Below are 18,191 nucleotides of genomic sequence, written 5' to 3' on the forward strand. Positions count from 1 at the left end.
GGTTTCCCTCGAGTTTTGTCCGCCGCGGAAGGAGTCAGTGGGAAACCCGACTCTGACCCCGGTTTTAAAGCCGGTCTTAACTCCATCCCGGACAAGGTACGCATAGCGGCCTATCAAACGCTGCATCGTGCAGTGCTGGCAGGCCTGCCAACCCAGATTGGTCATCGCACCGACAAGGGCGACTTCCAGGCGCCGCGTCAGCGTCGCTTCCATTTGTTCCCGGGTTCGGCCCTGGCCAAGCGGCCGCCGCCATGGGTGCTCAGTGCCACGTTGTTGGATACGGCGCGCGTCTGGGGCATGACCAATGCCTCGATCGAGCCGGATTGGGTGATCGCCGAGTTGCCGCATCTGCTGGCGCGCAAGCACTTCGATCCGCATTGGTCGCGTGCCCAGGGGCAGGTGCTGGCCTCGGAACAGATCAGCCTGTTCGGGCTGGTGCTGGCACCGAAAAAGCCGGTGCATTACGGCAGGATCAATCCAGGCGAAGCGCACGACATCTTCGTGCGGCAGGCGCTGGTCACCGGTGAGATCAATACCCGCGCCGGTTTTGTCGCCGACAACATGAAGCTGCTGGAGCAGGCGCGCGAAGAGGAAGCCAAGCTGCGCCGTGCCGGTATCGTTGCCGACGAGGATTGGCAGGCGCGCTGGTACCTGGATCGGGTGCCATCGCATATCCATTCGGCCAATCTGCTCGATGGCTGGTGGAAAGCTTTATCGCCGGAACAGCGCCGCAGCTTGCACTGGTCACTGACCGATCTGTTGCCGGGCGAGGGCAGTGAGCAGGATCGCTATCCGAAGTATTTCCCGTTGGGCGATGCACGGTTGGCCATGCACTACCGCTTCGAGCCGGGTAGCGAGGAGGATGGCGTCACCCTCGATGTGCCGTTGCACCTGCTCAATGCGCTGGACCCGGCGCGCCTGTCATGGCTTGCCCCCGGCTTTGTCGCCGACAAGGCCTCGGCCCTGATCCGCAGCCTGCCCAAGGCGATGCGCCGCAATTATGTGCCGGCGCCGGACTTTGGCCGTGCGTTTGCGGAAGCCTGGGCGCAGCCGTCGGCTGACGACATCCGTGGTGAGCTGGCGCGCTTCCTGTCCAAGGCTACCGGGGCGATGGTTGCTGCGACGGACTTTGATGTGGACGCATTGGATCCGCACCTGCGCATGAACCTGCGTTTGTTTGAAGCAGCATCTGGTAGCGCAACACGCGGCAAATCGGCTGGCGCTGGCGAGAAGGACGGGATGAAGCTGCTCGCCATGTCACGTGACCTGGATGCACTGCGTGCCCGCTTCGGCGAGCGCGCTGGTAACGCGTTTGCTGCACGTGCAGGCGCGGCCCTGGCTGCTGAGGGGCTGCGCGAATTTCCAGCCACCGCCATTCCCGAGCAGGTTCCGGGTGAAGCCGGGGTGCCGGCCTATCCTGCGCTGGTCGATACCGGCGAGGCCGCTGCGCTGCGCATCTTCGCCGACAAGAGTGAAGCTGCGCTTGCGCATCCGCAAGGCGTCCGCCGCCTGCTGGAGATCGCCTTGGCCGACAAGCTCAAGCAGGCACGCAAACAGCTGCCTGTGTCGCCCAAGACAGGCTTGCTTTATGCGTCCATCGAGTCGCAGGAGCGGCTGCGTGGCGATCTGGTCGATGCGGCGGTAAACGCGGTGTTGGCCGATGGCTTGGAAGCGATACGCACACCGGAAGCCTTCCAGCAGCGCTGTGCCGACGCTGGCAAGCGCCTGTTCGGCGAAGCGATGGAGCGGCTCAAGCTGGCCGAAAGCATCCTCGGTCTGACCGGTGAGTTGAAGCCACAACTGGAGTCACCGTTGATGGGCTGGGCACGCGGCAACCTGGACGACATGCAGGCGCAGCTGGCCGGTCTGGTGCATGCGGGCTTCCTGCGCGAGACACCAGCCGATGCGCTGGCGCAGTTCCCGCGTTACTTGAAGGCGATGATCCTGCGTGCCGAACGCGCCAAGCGTGATCCGCCGCGTGACCAAGCACGCATGCTGGAGCTCAAACCCTTCGTTGATGCCTTGCAGGAAGCGCGTGTGCAGGGACTGGCGCAGCGACCGCAGTGGGCGGCCCTGCGCTGGGACATCGAGGAGCTGCGGGTATCGCTGTTCGCCCAGGAGCTGGGCTTCCGTTCCGGTATCTCGGCCAAGAAGCTGGCGCAGCGGGTGGCAGCACTGCGCGGCTGAGCGCGGCTGCGTTCAGCGCGCGACCGCCGCTCCCGGACGGTGCTGCTGGACGCAGGCGCGACGGGCGGTATTCATCTGCGCGTGGGCGCTGGCATGTTCGCGGCTGATGGCCTGACGGAAGGTTGCCATCCGTTCCCGCAAGGCCTTGCTGCGTTGCGCGTCCTCGGCTGCAGCGAGCTGTTCGCTGAGCACGCCCATCTGCTGCTGCAGGGTGCCGACACGATCATTGGATGAGCCATAGATGGACGCTGTGGCGGTACTGATGCAGCTGCGCTCGGCTTCGCGGGCTTCTGCCAGCTCCCTGCTATCGATTGGCGCCGGGGGCGCATCGCCCTCGTTGCCACTGCTGCCTTCGCTGGCTTCCGACTGTTGCGGTGCGGGGGCGGAAACGGGTGTGTCACGCAGCTTCATCGGTTCGGCGCGGGCATCGCAGGGATGCTCGGAATACACGGTTTCGCCGGATTTGCCTTTGCATTTGTACACCTGGGCCGCCGCGCTGGCAGGCAGTAGCAGCAACAGCAGGGTCAGAACGAATACACGCATGGCGAAGGCAGGCTCACAGAGTGGAGAACATGGAAATACCTGCCCAGGCAGATGCGGCCGGGGCGGGGCAGGAGCGCTTACTTGGTGCGCCGGACCTTGGCGCGGGTGTTGAGGCCATCGATCTGTAGATACCACACGTTCATCAGGCCGGGGGTGATACGCACCATCGGGCTTTGCTTGTGCACGCCGCCGGCACGCGCATCATCGGTCTGTTCCCAGATCTGGCCGTTGTCCAGGGTGTACTGACGGCCCTTGCCGAAGCCACGGAACTCACCTTCCAGGTTTGCCTGGATGGGGTCCTTGGAACCGAAATCGAAAAAGCCGCGGTTCTTGACGATCACTTCCTGGCGGCCTTCTTCGCGCGCCTGTTCCACGGCGACACTGGCAGCCTGTGCCACCTTGCCCTGCAACCAGTTGTTGAGCGTGACCAGCTCCTCGGGGCTGAGCTTGTTCAAGCCGGCGGCGTCGAATTCGGCAGCGGACATCTGCTGTTGCAGATCCCCCTGCACCACGCGCTGGGCGTGTGCATCGGTGAATGGGTACGACGACAGAGCGGTGGCGGCAAGCAGGACAGCAAGGCGGGGCAGCTTCATGAACATTGTTCCCAGAGAGGGTGGGCGCTAGTGTAGGGGCATCCGACCGTAATTGAATGCTGTGAACAGTTCCCCCACCCCCGGCCTGGAAGCGCTGCTGCAGCGCGCCTCAACCCGTGCCCTGTCCGAGCCGCTGCGCCAGGCCTTGCTGGCCTGCTGGCAGCAAGCGGACACGGATGTGTCGCCGCGCCTGTCCTGGCCGGTACTTGCCGATACCCTGGACTCGCTGGCGCTGCTGTCCGCCGACGAAAGTGTGATCGTCGCCGCCCTGCTGTTTGATTTGCCCGGGTTGCGCGCGCGCGTGGCCGAGCTGCCGCTGGGGCCAAGTACCACGGCGGTGACCGGGCTGCTGGACGGGCAGGAGGCTGCGGACCAGGTGTGGGCGCTGCATGCCGGGCGCGAAGCCGGCCGCAACAGCGAAGGCCTGCGCCGGCTGCTGCTGGCGATCATCCATGACCTGCGGGTGGTGCCCATCCTGCTGTCCCGGCAGTTGGCCTGCATGCGTGCGGCCGACAAACTGCCGGCCGAGGAGCGTCGTGCGCTGGCCCAGCTGACCCGCGATATCCACGCGCCGTTGGCCAACCGGCTGGGTATCTGGCAGTTGAAGTGGGAGCTGGAGGATCTGGCATTCCGCTTCCTCGAACCGGACACCTACCGCCATATCGCCCGCGAGGTGGACGAAACCCGCATCGCCCGTGAGCGCTATGTCGAGGCGGTGAAGAAGAAACTGTCGGCTGCCCTGGCCGAGCAGGGCATCGGCGCTGAAGTCAGCGGCCGGCCCAAGCACATCTACAGCATCTGGCGGAAAATGCAGAAGAAGCAGCTGGCCTTCGAGCAGCTGTATGACCTGCGCGCGGTGCGGGTGATGGTCGATGACGTTGGCGCCTGCTACGCCACACTCGGCGTGGTGCATGCGCTGTGGACGCCGATTCCCAGTGAGTTCGACGATTACATCGCGCGCCCCAAGGCCAATGACTATCGCTCGCTGCACACCGCGGTGATCGGCCCGGAAGGTCGCACCATCGAAGTGCAGATCCGCACCCACGAAATGCATGCGCAGGCCGAACTGGGCGTGGCCGCGCACTGGAAGTACAAGGAAGGCGGCAAGGGCGCGGAGAAGGCCTTCGATCGCAAGATCACCTGGATGCGGCAGTTGCTGGAGCAGGCCCAGGAGCCCGGTAGTGCGGATGATCTGGCCGGCGCGCTGGATGCCGAGCTGATCGAGGACCGGGTCTATGCGCTCAGCCCCAAAGGCGAGGTGATGGACCTGCCGGCGGGCGCCACGCCGCTGGATTTCGCCTACCACGTGCACACCATGGTCGGGCACCGTTGCCGCGGCGCCAAGATCAACGGCCGCATCGTGCCGCTGACCTACCGCCTGCGCAGCGGCGACCGCGTCGAGATCCTCACCGGCAAGGAAGCTGACCCCCGGCGCGACTGGCTGCTGGTGTCCAATGGTTTCCTGGCCAGCGGGCGTTCGCGCGAAAAGGTCCGCAACTGGTTCCACAAGCTCGACCGTGCCCGCAATGTGCAGGCCGGCCGTGAGCTTCTGGACCGTGAATTGAAGCGATTGGGCCTGCAGCATTCGGACCTGATGGTGGCGGCGCGCAAGTTCCACGCCGACAGCGTCGACGATCTGTACATCCAGGTTGCGCTGGGCGATACCGGACCCAACCAGGTCAGCCGCGCGCTGCTGGAGGCCGAAAAAGCCGCCTCGCAACCGGCAGCACCGGTACTGCCAAGGCCGACTGCGCGCCGTGGCAGCATCGGCAAGTCCGATTTCACCGTGCAGGGCGTGGGCAATCTGCTGGTGCAGTTGGCGCGTTGCTGCCAACCGGTGGCCGGTGAGCCGATCACCGGCTACCTCACCCGCACCCGTGGTGTCACCGTGCATCGCATGGACTGCGCGTCGCTGGCGCGCTTGTCGGCCGCCCATCCGGAACGGGTATTGCCGGTCGAATGGGGACGTACCGGCACCGGCTATGAGGTGGATGTGATGGTGCGCGCGGTTGACCGCCGCTGGCTGTTGAAGGACATCACCAACCTGATCGCGCAGGAGGATGCCTATGTGCTGGAGATCAACAGCGACAACCTGCGCGAGAGCGGACGCATCCAATTGCGCCTGCGCTTGAAGGTGAGTGACTACGGCCAGCTGTCCACCCTGCTTGGAAAACTCGATGCCTTGCCCGGCGTAGACGATGCGCGAAGGCTGGGATAGGTAAGCTTGGCGCATGGAGAACTGGCGTCAGCGCGGCCAACAGGGATTGGAGACATTCGGCGACAAGCTGCGGCTGTACGGGCGCTGGTGGGTGGCGCGTGGCTGGAACAGCCCGCGTGCCTGGCGTTCGATCGCCATCGGCGTAGCCGCCTTGGCACTGCTATTGGCGTTGTTCCGGCAGCCGCTGGCCGACTGGTTGTGGCCGGAAACCAAGATCCAGCAACTGCTCGATGACGGCCGCCAGGCGCTGCGCGAGGGGCGTTTGAGCGCCGCCGACGGGCGCGGGGCACGTGAACTGTTTGAAGCCGCCGCCGCGCTGGACCCGGACCGCAGCGATGTGCGCAACGCGCTGGTGCAGACCGCGCAGGCAGCGCTTGCACAGGCGCGCGCACAGTTGGCGGCAGGCGATCGCGAGGCGGCTGCGGCCAGCCTGGCGCTGGCGCGGCAACTGCAGGCACCTTCCGCCGAGATTGATCTGCTCGCGGCCAGGCTGCAGCAGGCGGTGCGCGGGCATGACGGCATCGAGCAGCTGTTGCAGCAGGCCGAGGCCGCGCAGGCGCAGGGCCGTCTGGATGATGCGGCCGACGCGGCCTTGCCGCTGTACCAGCGTGTGCTGGCGCTGCAGCCGGACAAGATGCAGGCGCTGGAAGGACGTGACGAGGTGCTCTCCGACCTGTTGACCCAGGCCACGCGGGCGGCGGATCGCGGTGATCTGGCTGCAGCGGCGGCCTTGCTGCAGCGGGTGGAGCACTATGACGCCGGTCATGCCAATCTGCCGGGGGTCAAGGCGGTCATGAATGCCGCGCTGGAACAGCGTCGGCAGCAGGGCGAGCGTGACCTGGCGCGCGGCCGCCTGCAGCGCGCAGCCACTGCTTTCCAGCAGGTGCTGGCAGCAGGCGAGGACCCGGTCGCCCGCCAGGGGCTGCAGCGCATCGCCCATGCGCAGGTGCAGGAAGCATTGCGCCTGGCTGCGGATTTTCAGTTTGAAGCGGCTGAACGCGCGCTCCAGCACGCGCGTGAACTGGCGCCGGACAGCGCCGAACTGAGCCCTGCCGAACAGGTGCTGCAACGCGCGCGTCAGGCCCGGCAGTCGATGGAGGCTCCGGTTGCCGGCGCCGAGCGCGAACGCCGCTTGAAGGCGCTGCTCAAACAACTCGACGAAGCCGAGGCCCGCCAGCAATGGTTGTTGCCGCCGGGCAGCAGCGCCTACGACCGGTTCAAGGCAGCACAGGCGCTGGCACCGCAGGACCCGCGGGTCAAACGCGCGGCGGCGAGGATACTTCCGGCCGCGCGCACCTGCCTGGACGACAACCTGCGCGGCAATCGCCTGCGTGCAGCACGTACCTGCCTGGATGCCTGGCAGGCGCTTGCCCCGACTGATCCTGCATTGGCACCGGCGCGGCGACGGCTGGCGCAGCGCTGGATCGCGGTTGGCAGCGAGCGTTTGGGAGGCGGCGACACCGCCTTTGCACAGCAGGCGCTGCTGCAGGCACGTGAGATCGATCCGGCGACGCCGGAAATTGCCGGCTTCAGCGAGCGGGTCCGCAACGCCCTGCGTTGATGGCAGCGAGCAGGCCCGCCACGCGATCCCGGTAGTGCCGAGCCATGCTCGGCTGAGGCTTTCCCGGTAAAGTCTCAGCGCAGCATGGCTGCGCTCTACAAAACCGCGCTCGATGATCCAGATTCTGGCCCTCAGCGGGCGACCACGCGCAGCACCTGCGCAAGCTTCTTGACCGCGGCTTCGAGCTCACCGGGCGTATGCGCGGCGAATCCCATCAGGAAGCCGGCGCTGGCGGACTCGCGGGACGCATGCAGGCCGCTCAGCCCAAGCAGATCGATCCCGGCGCGGCGCGCTGCATCGATGGCCTGCTGCTCGGGTATATCGCGGATGAAGACGCAGGGCATCTGCATGCCGCCATCGGGCACGCGCGGCTCCACGAAATCCTTCAGATGTCGGCGCACCAGCCTAGCCAACACATCGCGGCGCTCGCAATAGATCGCGCGCATGGCCCGCACATGCGCACCGAAATGCCCGCCTTCCATGAAACGCGCCAGTGTCAGCTGCGGAATTGGTGCGCTATGTCCGTCCAGCAAGGTGCGCGCGATGGTCATCGGCGCAACCAGCTCGGTCGGCAATACCATGAAGCCGATGCGCAGGCCGGGGAACAGCGACTTGGTGAAGGTGCCGATGTAGATGGTGCGCTGGTGCGCATCCAATCCCTGCACGCAGGCCATTGGTCTGCCTGCGTAATGGAACTCGCTGTCGTAGTCGTCTTCGATGATCCAGGCCTGATGTCGCCTGGCCCATTCGATGATCTGCAGGCGTCGTTCCAGCGCCAGCGTCGCGCCGCTGGGGAACTGGTGCGAGGGTGTCAGGAACACCGCCCGTGCGCGCTGCTGCGCGTCGCGCAGCAGGTCCACACGCATGCCATCGACATCCACGGGTATGGGCGCGCAGTCCAGCCCGGCAGCATCAAACGCCTTGCGCGCACCGTGATAGGCGGGGTCCTCGATGAAGATTTGCTCGCCGGGATCGAGCAGCACGCTGGCACACAGGGTCAATGCCTGCTGTGAGCTGGTCACCACCAGCACCCGCTCCGGGCTGGCGTGGGCGCCGCGTTCCAGGTTGACGTAGTCGGCGATTGCCTTGCGCAGCGGCGGCATGCCTTGTGGCGGGCTATGCAACAGGGCAGCGCTGCCCCATTCCTTCAGCACCTGGCGTTGTAGTCGCTCCCAGATCGCCAAGGGGAAGTTGCGGGTTTCCGGCACGCCGGGAACGAATGCGCGCGGCGCAAGGAACTCACGCACCCCGCCATTGCGGTGCATGGCAGCGCCGCGCTGACTCAGCCGCAATGGTTGTTGCATGGAGCTGCTGCGGTGTGCGGTGCCGCGTCCACCCAGGCGGCGCGCACCCTCTGCGACGAAGCTGCCGCTGCCAACCCGGCGTTCAATGAAACCCTCGGCATGCAACTGGCCATAAGCCGCTTCCACCGTGTCGCGCGATACGCCCAGCGAGGCAGCAAGGGCGCGTGAAGCCGGCAACGGTCTGCTCGCATCCAGGGCGCCGTCGAGGATCAGCTGGCGTACCGCGCGCTGGATGCGGACATGCAGTGGCAGGCTCCGCTGTGCCGGGTCGACGACCCAGGCCTTCACCGATTCAAGTTGTGCGTGCCTGAACAATTGGTCTGGCCTATGTGCAGAAAGTGGCGGGATCAATCAGGCCATTCTAGGCCTATAAAAACGGACCCGCCGCGCCGGCGTCCACCAGGAGTTCGAACTTCGCCATGCCGTCTGCCGCTGCTTCCTTCCGGGCCGCGCGCCCGGCTGACCTGATCCATCCCATCGTTGCCGGGCTGGTCTCGGTCATCGTCAACTACGGTGGCACCTTCATCCTGGTATTCCAGGCGGCCAAGGTGGCCGGGCTCAGCCCCGAGCTGACCGCGTCCTGGGTGTGGTCGCTGTCGATTGGCGTTGGGGTCAGCGGGCTGCTGCTGAGCTGGCTGAGTCGTGCGCCGATCATCACCGCGTGGTCCACGCCTGCCGCAGCCTTTCTGGTAACGGCGCTGGCGACAACGCCGTACAACGAAGCGATCGGTGCTTACCTGATTTCAGCCGCTGCCTTCGTGGTGCTGGGCCTGTCAGGCTGGTTCGACCGGCTGATCCGATTGATTCCTGCCGGGGTGGCCGCCGGCCTGCTGGCCGGCATCCTGGTGCAGTTCGGCACGCGTGCGTTTGCCGGGCTTGCCGTTGATCCGCTGCTCGCAGGCTTGTTGATCGTGGCCTATCTGTTGCTGAAGCGCGTCAGTGCGCGCTATGCCATTGTCGGCATCTTGCTGCTGGGGTTGGCGTTCCTGTGGCTGCAGGGCCGGCTGGATCTGTCGGCGGTGTCTCTGCAGCTGGCCAAACCGGTTCTGACAACGCCCGTGTTCTCGCTCAATGCGCTGCTCAGCGTGGCGCTGCCGTTGTTCCTGATCACCCTGACCGGCCAATACATGCCCGGCATGCTGGTACTGCGCAACGACGGCTTCAAGACCAGCGCCAATCCAATCGTGGCGGTCACCGGACTCGGTTCCCTGCTGATGGCGCCGTTCGGTTCGCATGCTTTCAATATCGCTGCGATAACCGCCGCAATCGCAACCGGCCGCGAAGCGCATGAAGACCCTTCGCGGCGTTGGATTGCCGGGGTTGCCGCGGGCCTGTGCTACATCCTGGTCGGGGTGTTTGGGGTGACCTTGGCCGCGGTGTTCATGGCACTGCCGGCGACCTTTATTGCCACCCTGGCCGGGCTGGCACTGCTGGGCACGATAGGCGGCAGCCTGGCCACGGCGCTGGCCGAGCCGCGCACGCGCGAAGCGGCGCTGATCACCTTCCTGGCGGCAGCCGCCAACATCACCTTGCTCGGCATCGGTGGCGCATTCTGGGGTTTGCTTATCGGTTTGGTGGCGCATGCCCTGTTGCATGGGCGCTGGTCGCCGAGAAGCCAGCCAGCCCACGGCCACGCCAACAAACAGGAGCAGGCCAATGGCTGATTCGCCATCCACCCAGACCCGGCACGCGCAACATGGGCGCTACCCGCAGGCGGCGACGGTGGAGGATTTTCGCCACAACCTGGCCGCGGTGCGCGCGCGCATGGACGCCGCCTGCCTGCGCGTTGGTCGTGATCCGGCGCAGGTGCGCCTGTTGCCGGTCAGCAAAACCAAACCCGAAGCCAGCCTGCGCCTGGCCCATGCCGCCGGCTGCCGCGTGCTGGGCGAAAACAAAGTGCAGGAGGCTGCGGGCAAATGGCAGGCAATGCAGGATCTGGATGACCTGCAATGGTCGATCATCGGTCATATGCAGACCAACAAGGCAAAACTCGTTGCGCGCTTCGCCAGCGAGTTCCAGGCGTTGGACAGCCTGCGCCTGGCCGAGGCGTTGGAACGTCGGCTACAGGTTGAAGGCCGCTCGCTGGATGTCTATGTGCAGGTCAATACCTCGGGCGAGGCCAGTAAATACGGGCTGGCGCCGGATGCGGTGGCCGCGTATGTGCAGGCGCTGGGTGCCTATCCGGCGTTGCGCGTGCGTGGCCTGATGACGCTGGCGGTGTTCTCGGCCGAGGCCGCGCGCGTGCGCCGCTGCTTCGTGCAGCTGCGCGAACTGCGCGATCGATTGCGCCAGGAGACAGCGGTTGGTGATTCGTTGAATGAATTGTCGATGGGCATGTCGGGCGACTTCGAGATCGCGATAGAGGAGGGTGCCACCGTGGTGCGCGTCGGCCAAGCGATATTCGGTGCGCGGCCGCTTCCAGACAGCTACTACTGGCCAAGTGACGGCGTGGCTGCGGAGGCAGGGCAATGAAGACTGCCCTCGCCATACGCCATCTGCATTTCGAAGACCTTGGCGCCTTGCGGCCGCTGTTGCACGAACGTGGCTACAGCGTGCGTTATCTGGAGGCAGCCAGCGATGATCTGCACATTCAGGAGGAGCCCGACCTGCTGGTCGTGCTCGGCGGGCCGATAGCTGCATTCGACGAGCGCGAGTATCCATTTCTGCTTGATGAGCTGGCGTTGATCCAGCGGCAACTGCAGCGCGGGCTGCCGCTGTTGGGTATATGCCTCGGTGCGCAGCTGATCGCACGCGCGCTGGGTGCGGAGGTTGCCAGCATGGGGCTGAAAGAGATCGGCTTCGCACCGTTGACGCTGACCGCGCAGGGCAGGGCTTCTGCGTTGGCTGGCCTGGAGCAGGTGCCGGTGCTGCATTGGCACGGCGACCGCTTTGAGATTCCCGAGGGAGCTACGCCTCTGGCCGGGACCGCGTTGTGCGCGAATCAAGCATTCAGCGTCGGTGAGCATGTGCTCGCGCTGCAGTGCCATCTGGAGGCGCAGCCGCAGCAGATCGAACAGTGGCTGGTCGGACATGCCTGTGAGCTTGCTCAGGCCGGTATCGATCCTTGTGTATTGCGCAGGCAGGCCGAGGCCGCGGCACCGAGCTTGCCATTGGCAGCGCGGGCTGTATTTGGCACTTGGCTGGATGCGCTGCCAAGCCGGTAGCGGAGTCGAGTATTCCACCGAACAACTCAAGCACAGGAGCAACTGCCATGTATGACACATCCAACGATCTGGCCGATTTCGACCCCGAGCTGGCGTCGGCGCTGGCGGCCGAACAGCAGCGCTAGCATGATCACGTCGAACTGATCGCCTCGGAGAACTATGCCAGTCCGCTGGTGATGGCGATCCAGGATTCGGTGTTCACCAACAAGTATGCCGAGGGCTACCCTGGCAAGCGCTATTACAGCGGCTGCGAGAACGTGGACGTGGCCGAGCGGCTGGCGCTGGAACGAGTCAAGCAGCTGTTCAACTGCGACTACGCCAATGTGCAGCCGCATGCCGGTGCACAGGCCAATGCGGCGGTGTTCCTGGCGTTGGCCAATCCGGGTGACACGGTGATGGGAATGAACCTGGCGCAGGGCGGACATCTGACCCACGGCAACCCATCCAACTTTTCGGGCCGTCACTACCGCATCGTGCCGTACGGACTTGATCCTGCGAGTGGACTGATTGATTACGAGGAGATGGAACGCATCGCGATGCAGAGCAGGCCCAAGCTGCTCATCGGTGGCTTCTCGGCGTACTCGCGACACAAGGACTGGGCGCGCATGCGCGCGATTGCCGACAAGGCTGGTGCACTGTTGTGGGTGGACATGGCGCACGTGGCCGGGCTGGTTGCGGCTGGCGAGTATCCAGATCCGCTGCCACACGCACATGTGGTGACCAGCACCACCCACAAGACCCTGCGCGGGCCGCGCGGGGGCATCATTCTCAGTAAGGGGCAGGATGCGGACTTCAACAAGCGGCTGGACTCGGCGGTATTCCCAGGCATCCAGGGTGGGCCGCTGATGCATGTGATCGCGGCCAAGGCGATTGCCTTCAAGGAAGCGCTGCGGCCGGAGTTCAAGACCTACCAGCGGCGGGTGATAGCCAATGCACGGGCGATGGCGGCGGTGATGCAGCAGCGAGGTTACCGCATCGTTTCCGGCGGCACCGACAACCACCTGATGCTGATCGACCTGTCCAGCAAGCCGTTCACAGGCAAGGACGCGGACGCGGCGCTGGCCCGTGCCTGGATCACTACCAACAAGAACTCGGTGCCGAATGACCCGCGTTCGCCATTCGTGACCTCGGGCGTGCGCATCGGCACACCCGCGGTGACCACGCGCGGCTTTGGCATCGCCGAATGCGAACAGTTGGCCGGCCTGGTTGCCGACGTGCTCGACAGTTTGGACTCGAGCAGGCTCGATGAAGTGACCGGCGAGGTGCGTGAGCAGGTGTCAACCTTGTGCCAGCGCTATCCGGTGTATCGCTGAGCTCGATGGTTGTCCCGTCGACGATTGGGCAAACGTTGAGCGCTGTCGATCCGCACGCGTGCGCCGCGATCTGCGTGCGCACGCTTGAATCTGGTGTGATTGAACGAGTGACCTGCGCTATGGAGAGAAAAACACGCGCTGCACGGCCTGACGCGCCGCATCCATCGAGAAGTGTCTGGCGATATTGGCCAGACCGTTATCCGACAGGCGTTGCCATAGCGCCGCGTCGTCATACAGGCGCAGGACTGCGTCGGCAAAGGCCTGGCTGCCATCGGCAACCAGCACGTCCTGGCCGTCCTGCAGGTGCATGCCTTCCACGCCGCAGGTGGTGGCCACAACTGGCTGGCCGTGGGCCATGCTCAGGTTGACCTTGCCCTTGACCCCGGCGCCGAAGCGCAGCGGCGCCACCGCAACACGCATGCCGGTCATGAAGGGAACTACATCGGGCACATAGCCATGTACCTGCACGCCGGGGCTGCCAGCGGCCAGTGCATGGATGCTGTCAGGTACATCGGCGCCGATGCAGTGGAATTGGATCTCCGGACGCTGGGCATGGATCAGCGGGAACACCTCGCCGATGAACCAGGTCATCGCATCCAGATTCGGTGGATGGCGGAAGCCGCCGACGAACACCAGATCATGCCGCTGTGCCCAGCCCTGGCCAGCGCCAGCGACTTCATGCAGATTGGAGATCAGCTCGACCTGCACCTGCGGTGCGTCGGTCACCAGTTGCTCTTTTTCGGCGGCGCTGACCAACAGGGTCACATCGGTGGTTGCCATCACCGCCAGCTCGCTGGCGCGGGTACGCTCTGCACTACGCAGCAGGCGCTGGTCGCGGGCCAGCTCGGCACCACGGCGCTCGCGCAGGTAGTGCAGGTCGACGGTATCGAACACGGTGCGTGCCTGCGGGGCAAACTGCTTCAGCAAGGGCAGGCATTCGTTGGCAACGTGGTAACGCACCAGCAGGACCACCGCGAAACGTTTGCCATTGTCGCGCAACCAGCTGCCCACGCCGGCGAGGAAGGGGGCGTGCCAGACCTCCACGCCTATTGCCTGCAGCGCTTGGCTGGCAGGGCTTGCGGGCTCACCGCGGGTGGGTAGGAACACCACATGCGCGCCTTCGTTCAGCAGCATGCGGATCAGGTTGAACTGGCGCAGCGAGGCCGAGTCGCGGTCAGGTTGTGGCAGGCACTCATCGATGATCAGGATCTGCCGCTGGCGCCGATGCAACAAGGCAGGGGATGGCACGCTGCCGGGTGCGGGCTGCGCTGCAAGTGCATCCTGCCAGTTGGCGGCGAACACGGTTTGATTGCGGACCTGGTAGGCCTTGACCCCCGAACTGGTGTCGGTGCCATTGCTGGTGCCTTCATCGTGTACGACGCGGCTGGAGGGTTGCACCAGCACGCGGCGCCGGGCTGCGCGCACCTTGAAGGCCAGGTCGGTGTCTTCGTAGTAGGCCGGTGCATACACGCTGTCCAGGCCGCCCAGCTCTTCAAACAGCACTCGCGGTATGGCCAGCGCTGCGCCGGAACAATAGTCGGCATCACGCAGCGCGCTGTAGCGGGGGTCTTCGGCCGACTCGAAACGACCGTAGCTCCAGCAGCTGCCATCGGCGAAGACGACACCGCCCGATTCCTGCAGGCGGCCGTCCGGATACAGCAGCTGGGCGCCGACCAGGCCGGCTTCCGGCACGCGGTCGAAGGTTTCCAGTAGCGCGTCCAGCCAGCCGGGTTGGGGAATGGTGTCGTTGTTCAACAGCACCACGTAGTCGCCGCGACTGAGCCGCAAACCGTCGTTGCAGGCGGCGATGAAGCCGCCGTTCTGCGCCCGCAGGTGGTAACGCAGCCCATCGATCTGCTGCATCCAGGCGCGGGTGCTGTCGCTGCTGCCGTCATCGATCACCAGGATCTCGCAGCTGGCAGCCGGCGGATGCGCGGCGAAGGCACGCAGGCAGGCCAGCGTATGTGCGCAATGGTTGTAGACCGGAATGACGATGCTGGCCCTCGGACGGTCACTGCGTGGCACGCTGAACGGCGCAAAGGGGGCGTTGTCAGGGAAGTACAGGGGCGCGCGCTGAGCCGGCGGTTGGCGACGGGTATGCACCCCAACCCGGTGCAGGGTTGCCCGCCAGCCGCGCGTTCGCAGGCTGGCCAGACCGCGACGGATCAGGCCGATGATGCGGTTGACGGCGTAGCGCGCATCGGCCAGCGAAATCGACATTCCTTTGGAACTCCAGCTTAAGCAGGGAACTGACAGCCAACGCCCCCGGGGATGCGGCTGCGTTAGACTCATTGCAAACCACATTCTCGCATCCCTGTGCCACGACGCCACGATTCCGACCAGTTCGAAGACGATACCGACGGCAACAGCCCTGTGTGGCGGAGCCGCTTGATCACCTGGGGATTGGCCGCAGCCGCATTGGGGCTGGGTTTCATGATCCCGTATACGCTCTACCTGAACAGTCAGGTCAGCCAGCGTTTTGGCGAGCTGCGTTGGCAGATCCCCACCCGCGTCTATGCGCGGCCGCTGGTGCTCAGTCCGGGCACGGCGATGAATCCCAATACCCTGAAGACCGAGCTGGCGGCGTCCGGTTACCGGGATGATGGCGCTGGCAACAGTCCCGGCACCTACAAGGTGCAGGGCGGCAGCTTCAGTATTTCCAGCCGAGGCTATGTCGACGTTGACGGCAATGTCGCCGCGCGCAAGGTGGACGTGGTGGTTTCCGGCGGTCAGGTGGCTTCATTGCGCGATGCCGACAGCCGCAAGGCGCTGAAAGCTGCGCGCCTGGACCCGGCACGTATCGCCACCTTGTACGGGCAGAAGCAGGAAGAGCGCCGGCTGGTGCGGGTGGGTGACGTGCCGGAGTTGCTGGTCACCGGCCTGCAGGCGGTGGAAGACAAGGACTTTGCCCGTCACCACGGCATTGATCTGAGCGGTATCGCGCGCGCGGTGTGGGTGACCATCCGTACGGGTGGTGAGACCAGGCAGGGCGCCAGCACCTTGACCCAGCAGCTGGCCCGCAGCGGCCTGCTCGGCATCGGCAAGGAACAGACCATCACCCGCAAGTTCAACGAGGTGCTGTACGCGCTGATCATGGAAGCGCGCTACGACAAGTCCACCATTCTTGAGGCCTACCTCAACCAGGTCTACCTGGGCCAGCGCGGCAAGCAGGCCATCCATGGCGTGTCCTCCGGTGCCGAGTTCTGGTTTGGCCGCGACCTCAACTCGCTGAGCAGCGAGCAGATCGCCTTGCTGATCGGTCTGGTCAAAGGCCCATCGTTCTACGACCCGCGGCGCAATCCCGAGAATGCGCTGGACCGCCGCAACTTCGTGCTGGGCAAGCTGCACGAAAACAAATTGATCGACGATGCCGAGTACCAGCGTGCCCTCAAGGCGCCGCTGGGCGTGTCCAAGACGGCGGGTATCGCTGCCGCCAACCGGTTCCCGGCCTATGTCGACCTGGTACGTCGCCAGCTGGGCAACGATTACCCGGAAAGCGTGCTGCAAGGCGCCGGCCTGAATGTCTTCACCGGCATGTCGCCGTCGGCCCAGGCCTATGCCGAGGGTGCGGTGGCGCACACCATCAAGGCGCTGGAGAACAAGCGTCGCCCGGAGCTGCAGACCGGCCTGGTGGTCACTGACGTGCACAATGGTGACGTGCTGGCCGTGGTCGGCAGCCGTGATGTATCCGAACCGGGCTTCAACCGCGCCATCGACGCGCAGCGGCAGGTTGGTTCGCTGCTCAAACCCTTCGTCTACCTGCTGGCATTGGCTCAGCCGGATCGCTACTCGCTGGCCAGTTGGGTCGATGACTCCCCGGTTACCGTCAAGCTCAGCCGCGGCCGCAACTGGACGCCGGGCAATGCCGACAACCGCAGTCACGGTACGGTGCGGCTGATCGATGCGTTGGCCCGTTCCTACAATCAGGCCACCGTGCGCGTTGGCATGCAGGTCGGGCCGGAACGGCTGACCCAGTTGATCAATGTGCTGGCCGGGCTCAAGGCCGAGTCCAATCCGGCGGTGATCCTGGGTTCCACGGACCAGAGCCCTTACGGCATGGCCCAGCTGTACCAGTTCCTCGCCTCCGGCGGTGAAATCCAGCCGCTGCATGCGGTGCGTGGCGTGGTCGATGCGCAGGGCAAGCTGCTCAAGCGCTATGACAAGAGCCCGGCGCCGGCACAGGAGGGCGACTCGATCGCCGCCAACCTGATCAGTGTCGGCCTGCAACAGGTGGTGTCCAGTGGCACTGCCTCGGGCTTGAACGCCGCAGGCCTGTCGCGGCTGCAGGCCGCCGGCAAGACCGGTACTTCCAACGACGGCCGTGACAGCTGGTACGCCGGTTATACCGGTGACCATCTGGCGGTGATCTGGATGGGCAACGACCAGAACGAGCAGACCGGTTTGTTTGGCGCTTCCGGTGCGATGCGGGTGTGGTCGGGTATCTTCCGCAACCTGCCGAGCAAAGCCCTGCAGGTGAACAACAAGGGCCTGGACTGGCAGTACGTGGAAGCGGCAGGCAGCAATGCCACCGACGAATCCTGCCCGGGCGCGCGTCGCTTCCCGTTCGTGGTTGGCTATGCGCCGCAGTACGTGCCCTGTGCTGTGCCGGCGGAAGTGCCGCTGGAAGAGGGTGCTGACGGTGCGCAGGAGCAGTCCGGCGGCGGCTGGCGTGGTTGGCTGGGACTGGATCGCAAGGAACCTGAACCGGCTGCGGCCCCCGCTGCGCAGACGCCTGCGCGATAATCCCGCCCATGAATACCAAGTCTTTGATCCGCTACGCGCTGCTTGCTGCTGCAGCTTCCCTGTCACTCGCAGGCTGCGTCAGCGCACCACCGGCAGCAAAGCCGGCGGTAGTCGACAACACCACGCCGACCCAGCGTCTGGCTGCGGTCGATGCCATCGCCGGCGTCGATGACACCGAGCTGTCAGTGCAGCCGCTGCGAGATGCGCAGGTGGATGATCTGCGCCAGACCGCCATCGCCCTGCGCAAGGCCGGTGACCTGGCCGGTGCCGCCGAAGCCCTGAACGAAGCACTGCTGCAGGTGACCGATGATCCGGGCATCCTGCAGGAACGTGCCGAAATCGCCCTGCTGCAGGCCGATTGGGCGCGCGCCGAGACCTTGGCCAGGAAGGCGGTGGATCTGGGCTCGCGCACTGGTCCGCTGTGCCGTCGCCACTGGGCCACCATCGAACAATCGCGTCTGGCCCGCGCCGAAAAAGAGAATGCCGTCTCCGCGCATGCGCAGATCGAAGGCTGCACCGTGCCGGGGATCAAGCGTTTTTGAGCGCGCCGGGAATCGGGAGTTGG

The 18,191-nt window shown here is 65.4% G+C and carries 12 protein-coding genes and 1 pseudogene; 9 read left to right on the forward strand and 4 right to left on the reverse strand.

Annotated elements, in window-relative coordinates; all coding sequences use genetic code 11:
* Positions 1-2,187 (forward strand): DUF3418 domain-containing protein (locus ACVOLI_RS03080; RefSeq protein WP_481533479.1); only part of this gene is annotated, 2,187 nt, incomplete at its 5' end.
* 12 nt (positions 2,188-2,199) lie between these two features.
* Here ACVOLI_RS03080 and ACVOLI_RS03085 read toward each other — a convergent pair.
* On the reverse strand, positions 2,200-2,730 hold the full coding sequence (locus ACVOLI_RS03085) for a DUF4124 domain-containing protein (protein WP_481533480.1): 531 nt from the start codon (positions 2,728-2,730) through the stop codon (positions 2,200-2,202).
* A 77-nt stretch (positions 2,731-2,807) separates the two neighbouring features.
* Positions 2,808-3,323 (reverse strand): hypothetical protein, encoded by a 516-nt coding sequence (locus ACVOLI_RS03090; RefSeq protein ID WP_481533481.1) that lies wholly within the window; start codon positions 3,321-3,323, stop codon positions 2,808-2,810.
* 61 nt (positions 3,324-3,384) lie between these two features.
* Between ACVOLI_RS03090 and ACVOLI_RS03095 the strand changes: the two genes are divergently transcribed.
* Together ACVOLI_RS03095 and ACVOLI_RS03100 are read left to right on the forward strand one after the other, a co-directional pair.
* Positions 3,385-5,541, forward strand: coding sequence for a RelA/SpoT family protein (locus ACVOLI_RS03095; protein WP_481533482.1), 2,157 nt, complete (start codon positions 3,385-3,387; stop codon positions 5,539-5,541).
* A gap of 13 nt (positions 5,542-5,554) precedes the next feature.
* Positions 5,555-7,102 (forward strand): hypothetical protein, encoded by a 1,548-nt coding sequence (locus ACVOLI_RS03100; protein WP_481533483.1) that lies wholly within the window; start codon positions 5,555-5,557, stop codon positions 7,100-7,102.
* A gap of 131 nt (positions 7,103-7,233) precedes the next feature.
* Here ACVOLI_RS03100 and pdxR read toward each other — a convergent pair whose 3' ends face one another.
* Complete coding sequence (pdxR, locus tag ACVOLI_RS03105) at positions 7,234-8,721, reverse strand: MocR-like pyridoxine biosynthesis transcription factor PdxR (protein WP_481533484.1); 1,488 nt, start codon at positions 8,719-8,721, stop codon at positions 7,234-7,236.
* Positions 8,722-8,825: 104 nt separating this feature from the next.
* On the opposite strand from pdxR, the gene ACVOLI_RS03110 reads away from it, so the two are divergent.
* The 4 genes and pseudogenes from ACVOLI_RS03110 (at position 8,826) to glyA (ending at position 12,883) form a co-directional block, all read left to right on the forward strand.
* Positions 8,826-10,070 carry a benzoate/H(+) symporter BenE family transporter gene (locus tag ACVOLI_RS03110; protein WP_481533485.1) on the forward strand — a complete coding sequence of 415 codons (1,245 nt, stop codon included), beginning with the start codon at positions 8,826-8,828 and terminating at the stop codon, positions 10,068-10,070.
* On the forward strand, positions 10,063-10,878 hold the full coding sequence (locus ACVOLI_RS03115; protein WP_481533486.1) for a YggS family pyridoxal phosphate-dependent enzyme: 816 nt from the start codon (positions 10,063-10,065) through the stop codon (positions 10,876-10,878). The genes ACVOLI_RS03110 and ACVOLI_RS03115 overlap by 8 nt, the downstream gene beginning before the upstream one ends.
* On the forward strand, positions 10,875-11,570 hold the full coding sequence (locus ACVOLI_RS03120; RefSeq protein WP_481533487.1) for a glutamine amidotransferase: 696 nt from the start codon (positions 10,875-10,877) through the stop codon (positions 11,568-11,570). Before ACVOLI_RS03115 ends, ACVOLI_RS03120 begins: the two co-directional genes overlap by 4 nt.
* Before the next feature lie 47 nt (positions 11,571-11,617).
* A pseudogene (gene glyA, locus ACVOLI_RS03125) lies at positions 11,618-12,883 on the forward strand (serine hydroxymethyltransferase).
* Positions 12,884-13,000: 117 nt separating this feature from the next.
* Here the strand turns inward: glyA and ACVOLI_RS03130 are convergent.
* Positions 13,001-15,103: a glycosyltransferase gene (locus ACVOLI_RS03130; protein WP_481533488.1), complete on the reverse strand. Its 2,103-nt coding sequence runs from the start codon at positions 15,101-15,103 to the stop codon at positions 13,001-13,003.
* 96 nt (positions 15,104-15,199) lie between these two features.
* Between ACVOLI_RS03130 and mrcB the strand changes: the two genes are divergently transcribed.
* A complete protein-coding gene (gene mrcB / locus ACVOLI_RS03135; protein WP_481533489.1) occupies positions 15,200-17,626 on the forward strand; it encodes a penicillin-binding protein 1B in 2,427 nt (808 codons plus the stop codon).
* Positions 17,627-17,634: 8 nt separating this feature from the next.
* On the forward strand, positions 17,635-18,168 hold the full coding sequence (locus tag ACVOLI_RS03140; protein WP_481533490.1) for a tetratricopeptide repeat protein: 534 nt from the start codon (positions 17,635-17,637) through the stop codon (positions 18,166-18,168).
* Positions 18,169-18,191 lie beyond the last annotated feature (23 nt).

The organism is Stenotrophomonas sp. STEN029, assembly GCF_056760015.1.

Excerpts from the sequence above, each read along its gene's own strand:
- ACVOLI_RS03085 (WP_481533480.1), bottom strand. The coding sequence starts at position 2,730 with ATGCGTGTATTCGTTCTGACCCTGCTGTTGCTGCTACTGCCTGCCAGC.
- ACVOLI_RS03090 (WP_481533481.1), bottom strand. The coding sequence starts at position 3,323 with ATGAAGCTGCCCCGCCTTGCTGTCCTGCTTGCCGCCACCGCTCTGTCG.
- ACVOLI_RS03100 (WP_481533483.1), top strand. The coding sequence starts at position 5,555 with ATGGAGAACTGGCGTCAGCGCGGCCAACAGGGATTGGAGACATTCGGC.
- ACVOLI_RS03110 (WP_481533485.1), top strand. The coding sequence starts at position 8,826 with ATGCCGTCTGCCGCTGCTTCCTTCCGGGCCGCGCGCCCGGCTGACCTG.
- ACVOLI_RS03115 (WP_481533486.1), top strand. The coding sequence starts at position 10,063 with ATGGCTGATTCGCCATCCACCCAGACCCGGCACGCGCAACATGGGCGC.
- ACVOLI_RS03120 (WP_481533487.1), top strand. The coding sequence starts at position 10,875 with ATGAAGACTGCCCTCGCCATACGCCATCTGCATTTCGAAGACCTTGGC.
- ACVOLI_RS03130 (WP_481533488.1), bottom strand. The coding sequence starts at position 15,103 with ATGTCGATTTCGCTGGCCGATGCGCGCTACGCCGTCAACCGCATCATC.
- ACVOLI_RS03140 (WP_481533490.1), top strand. The coding sequence starts at position 17,635 with ATGAATACCAAGTCTTTGATCCGCTACGCGCTGCTTGCTGCTGCAGCT.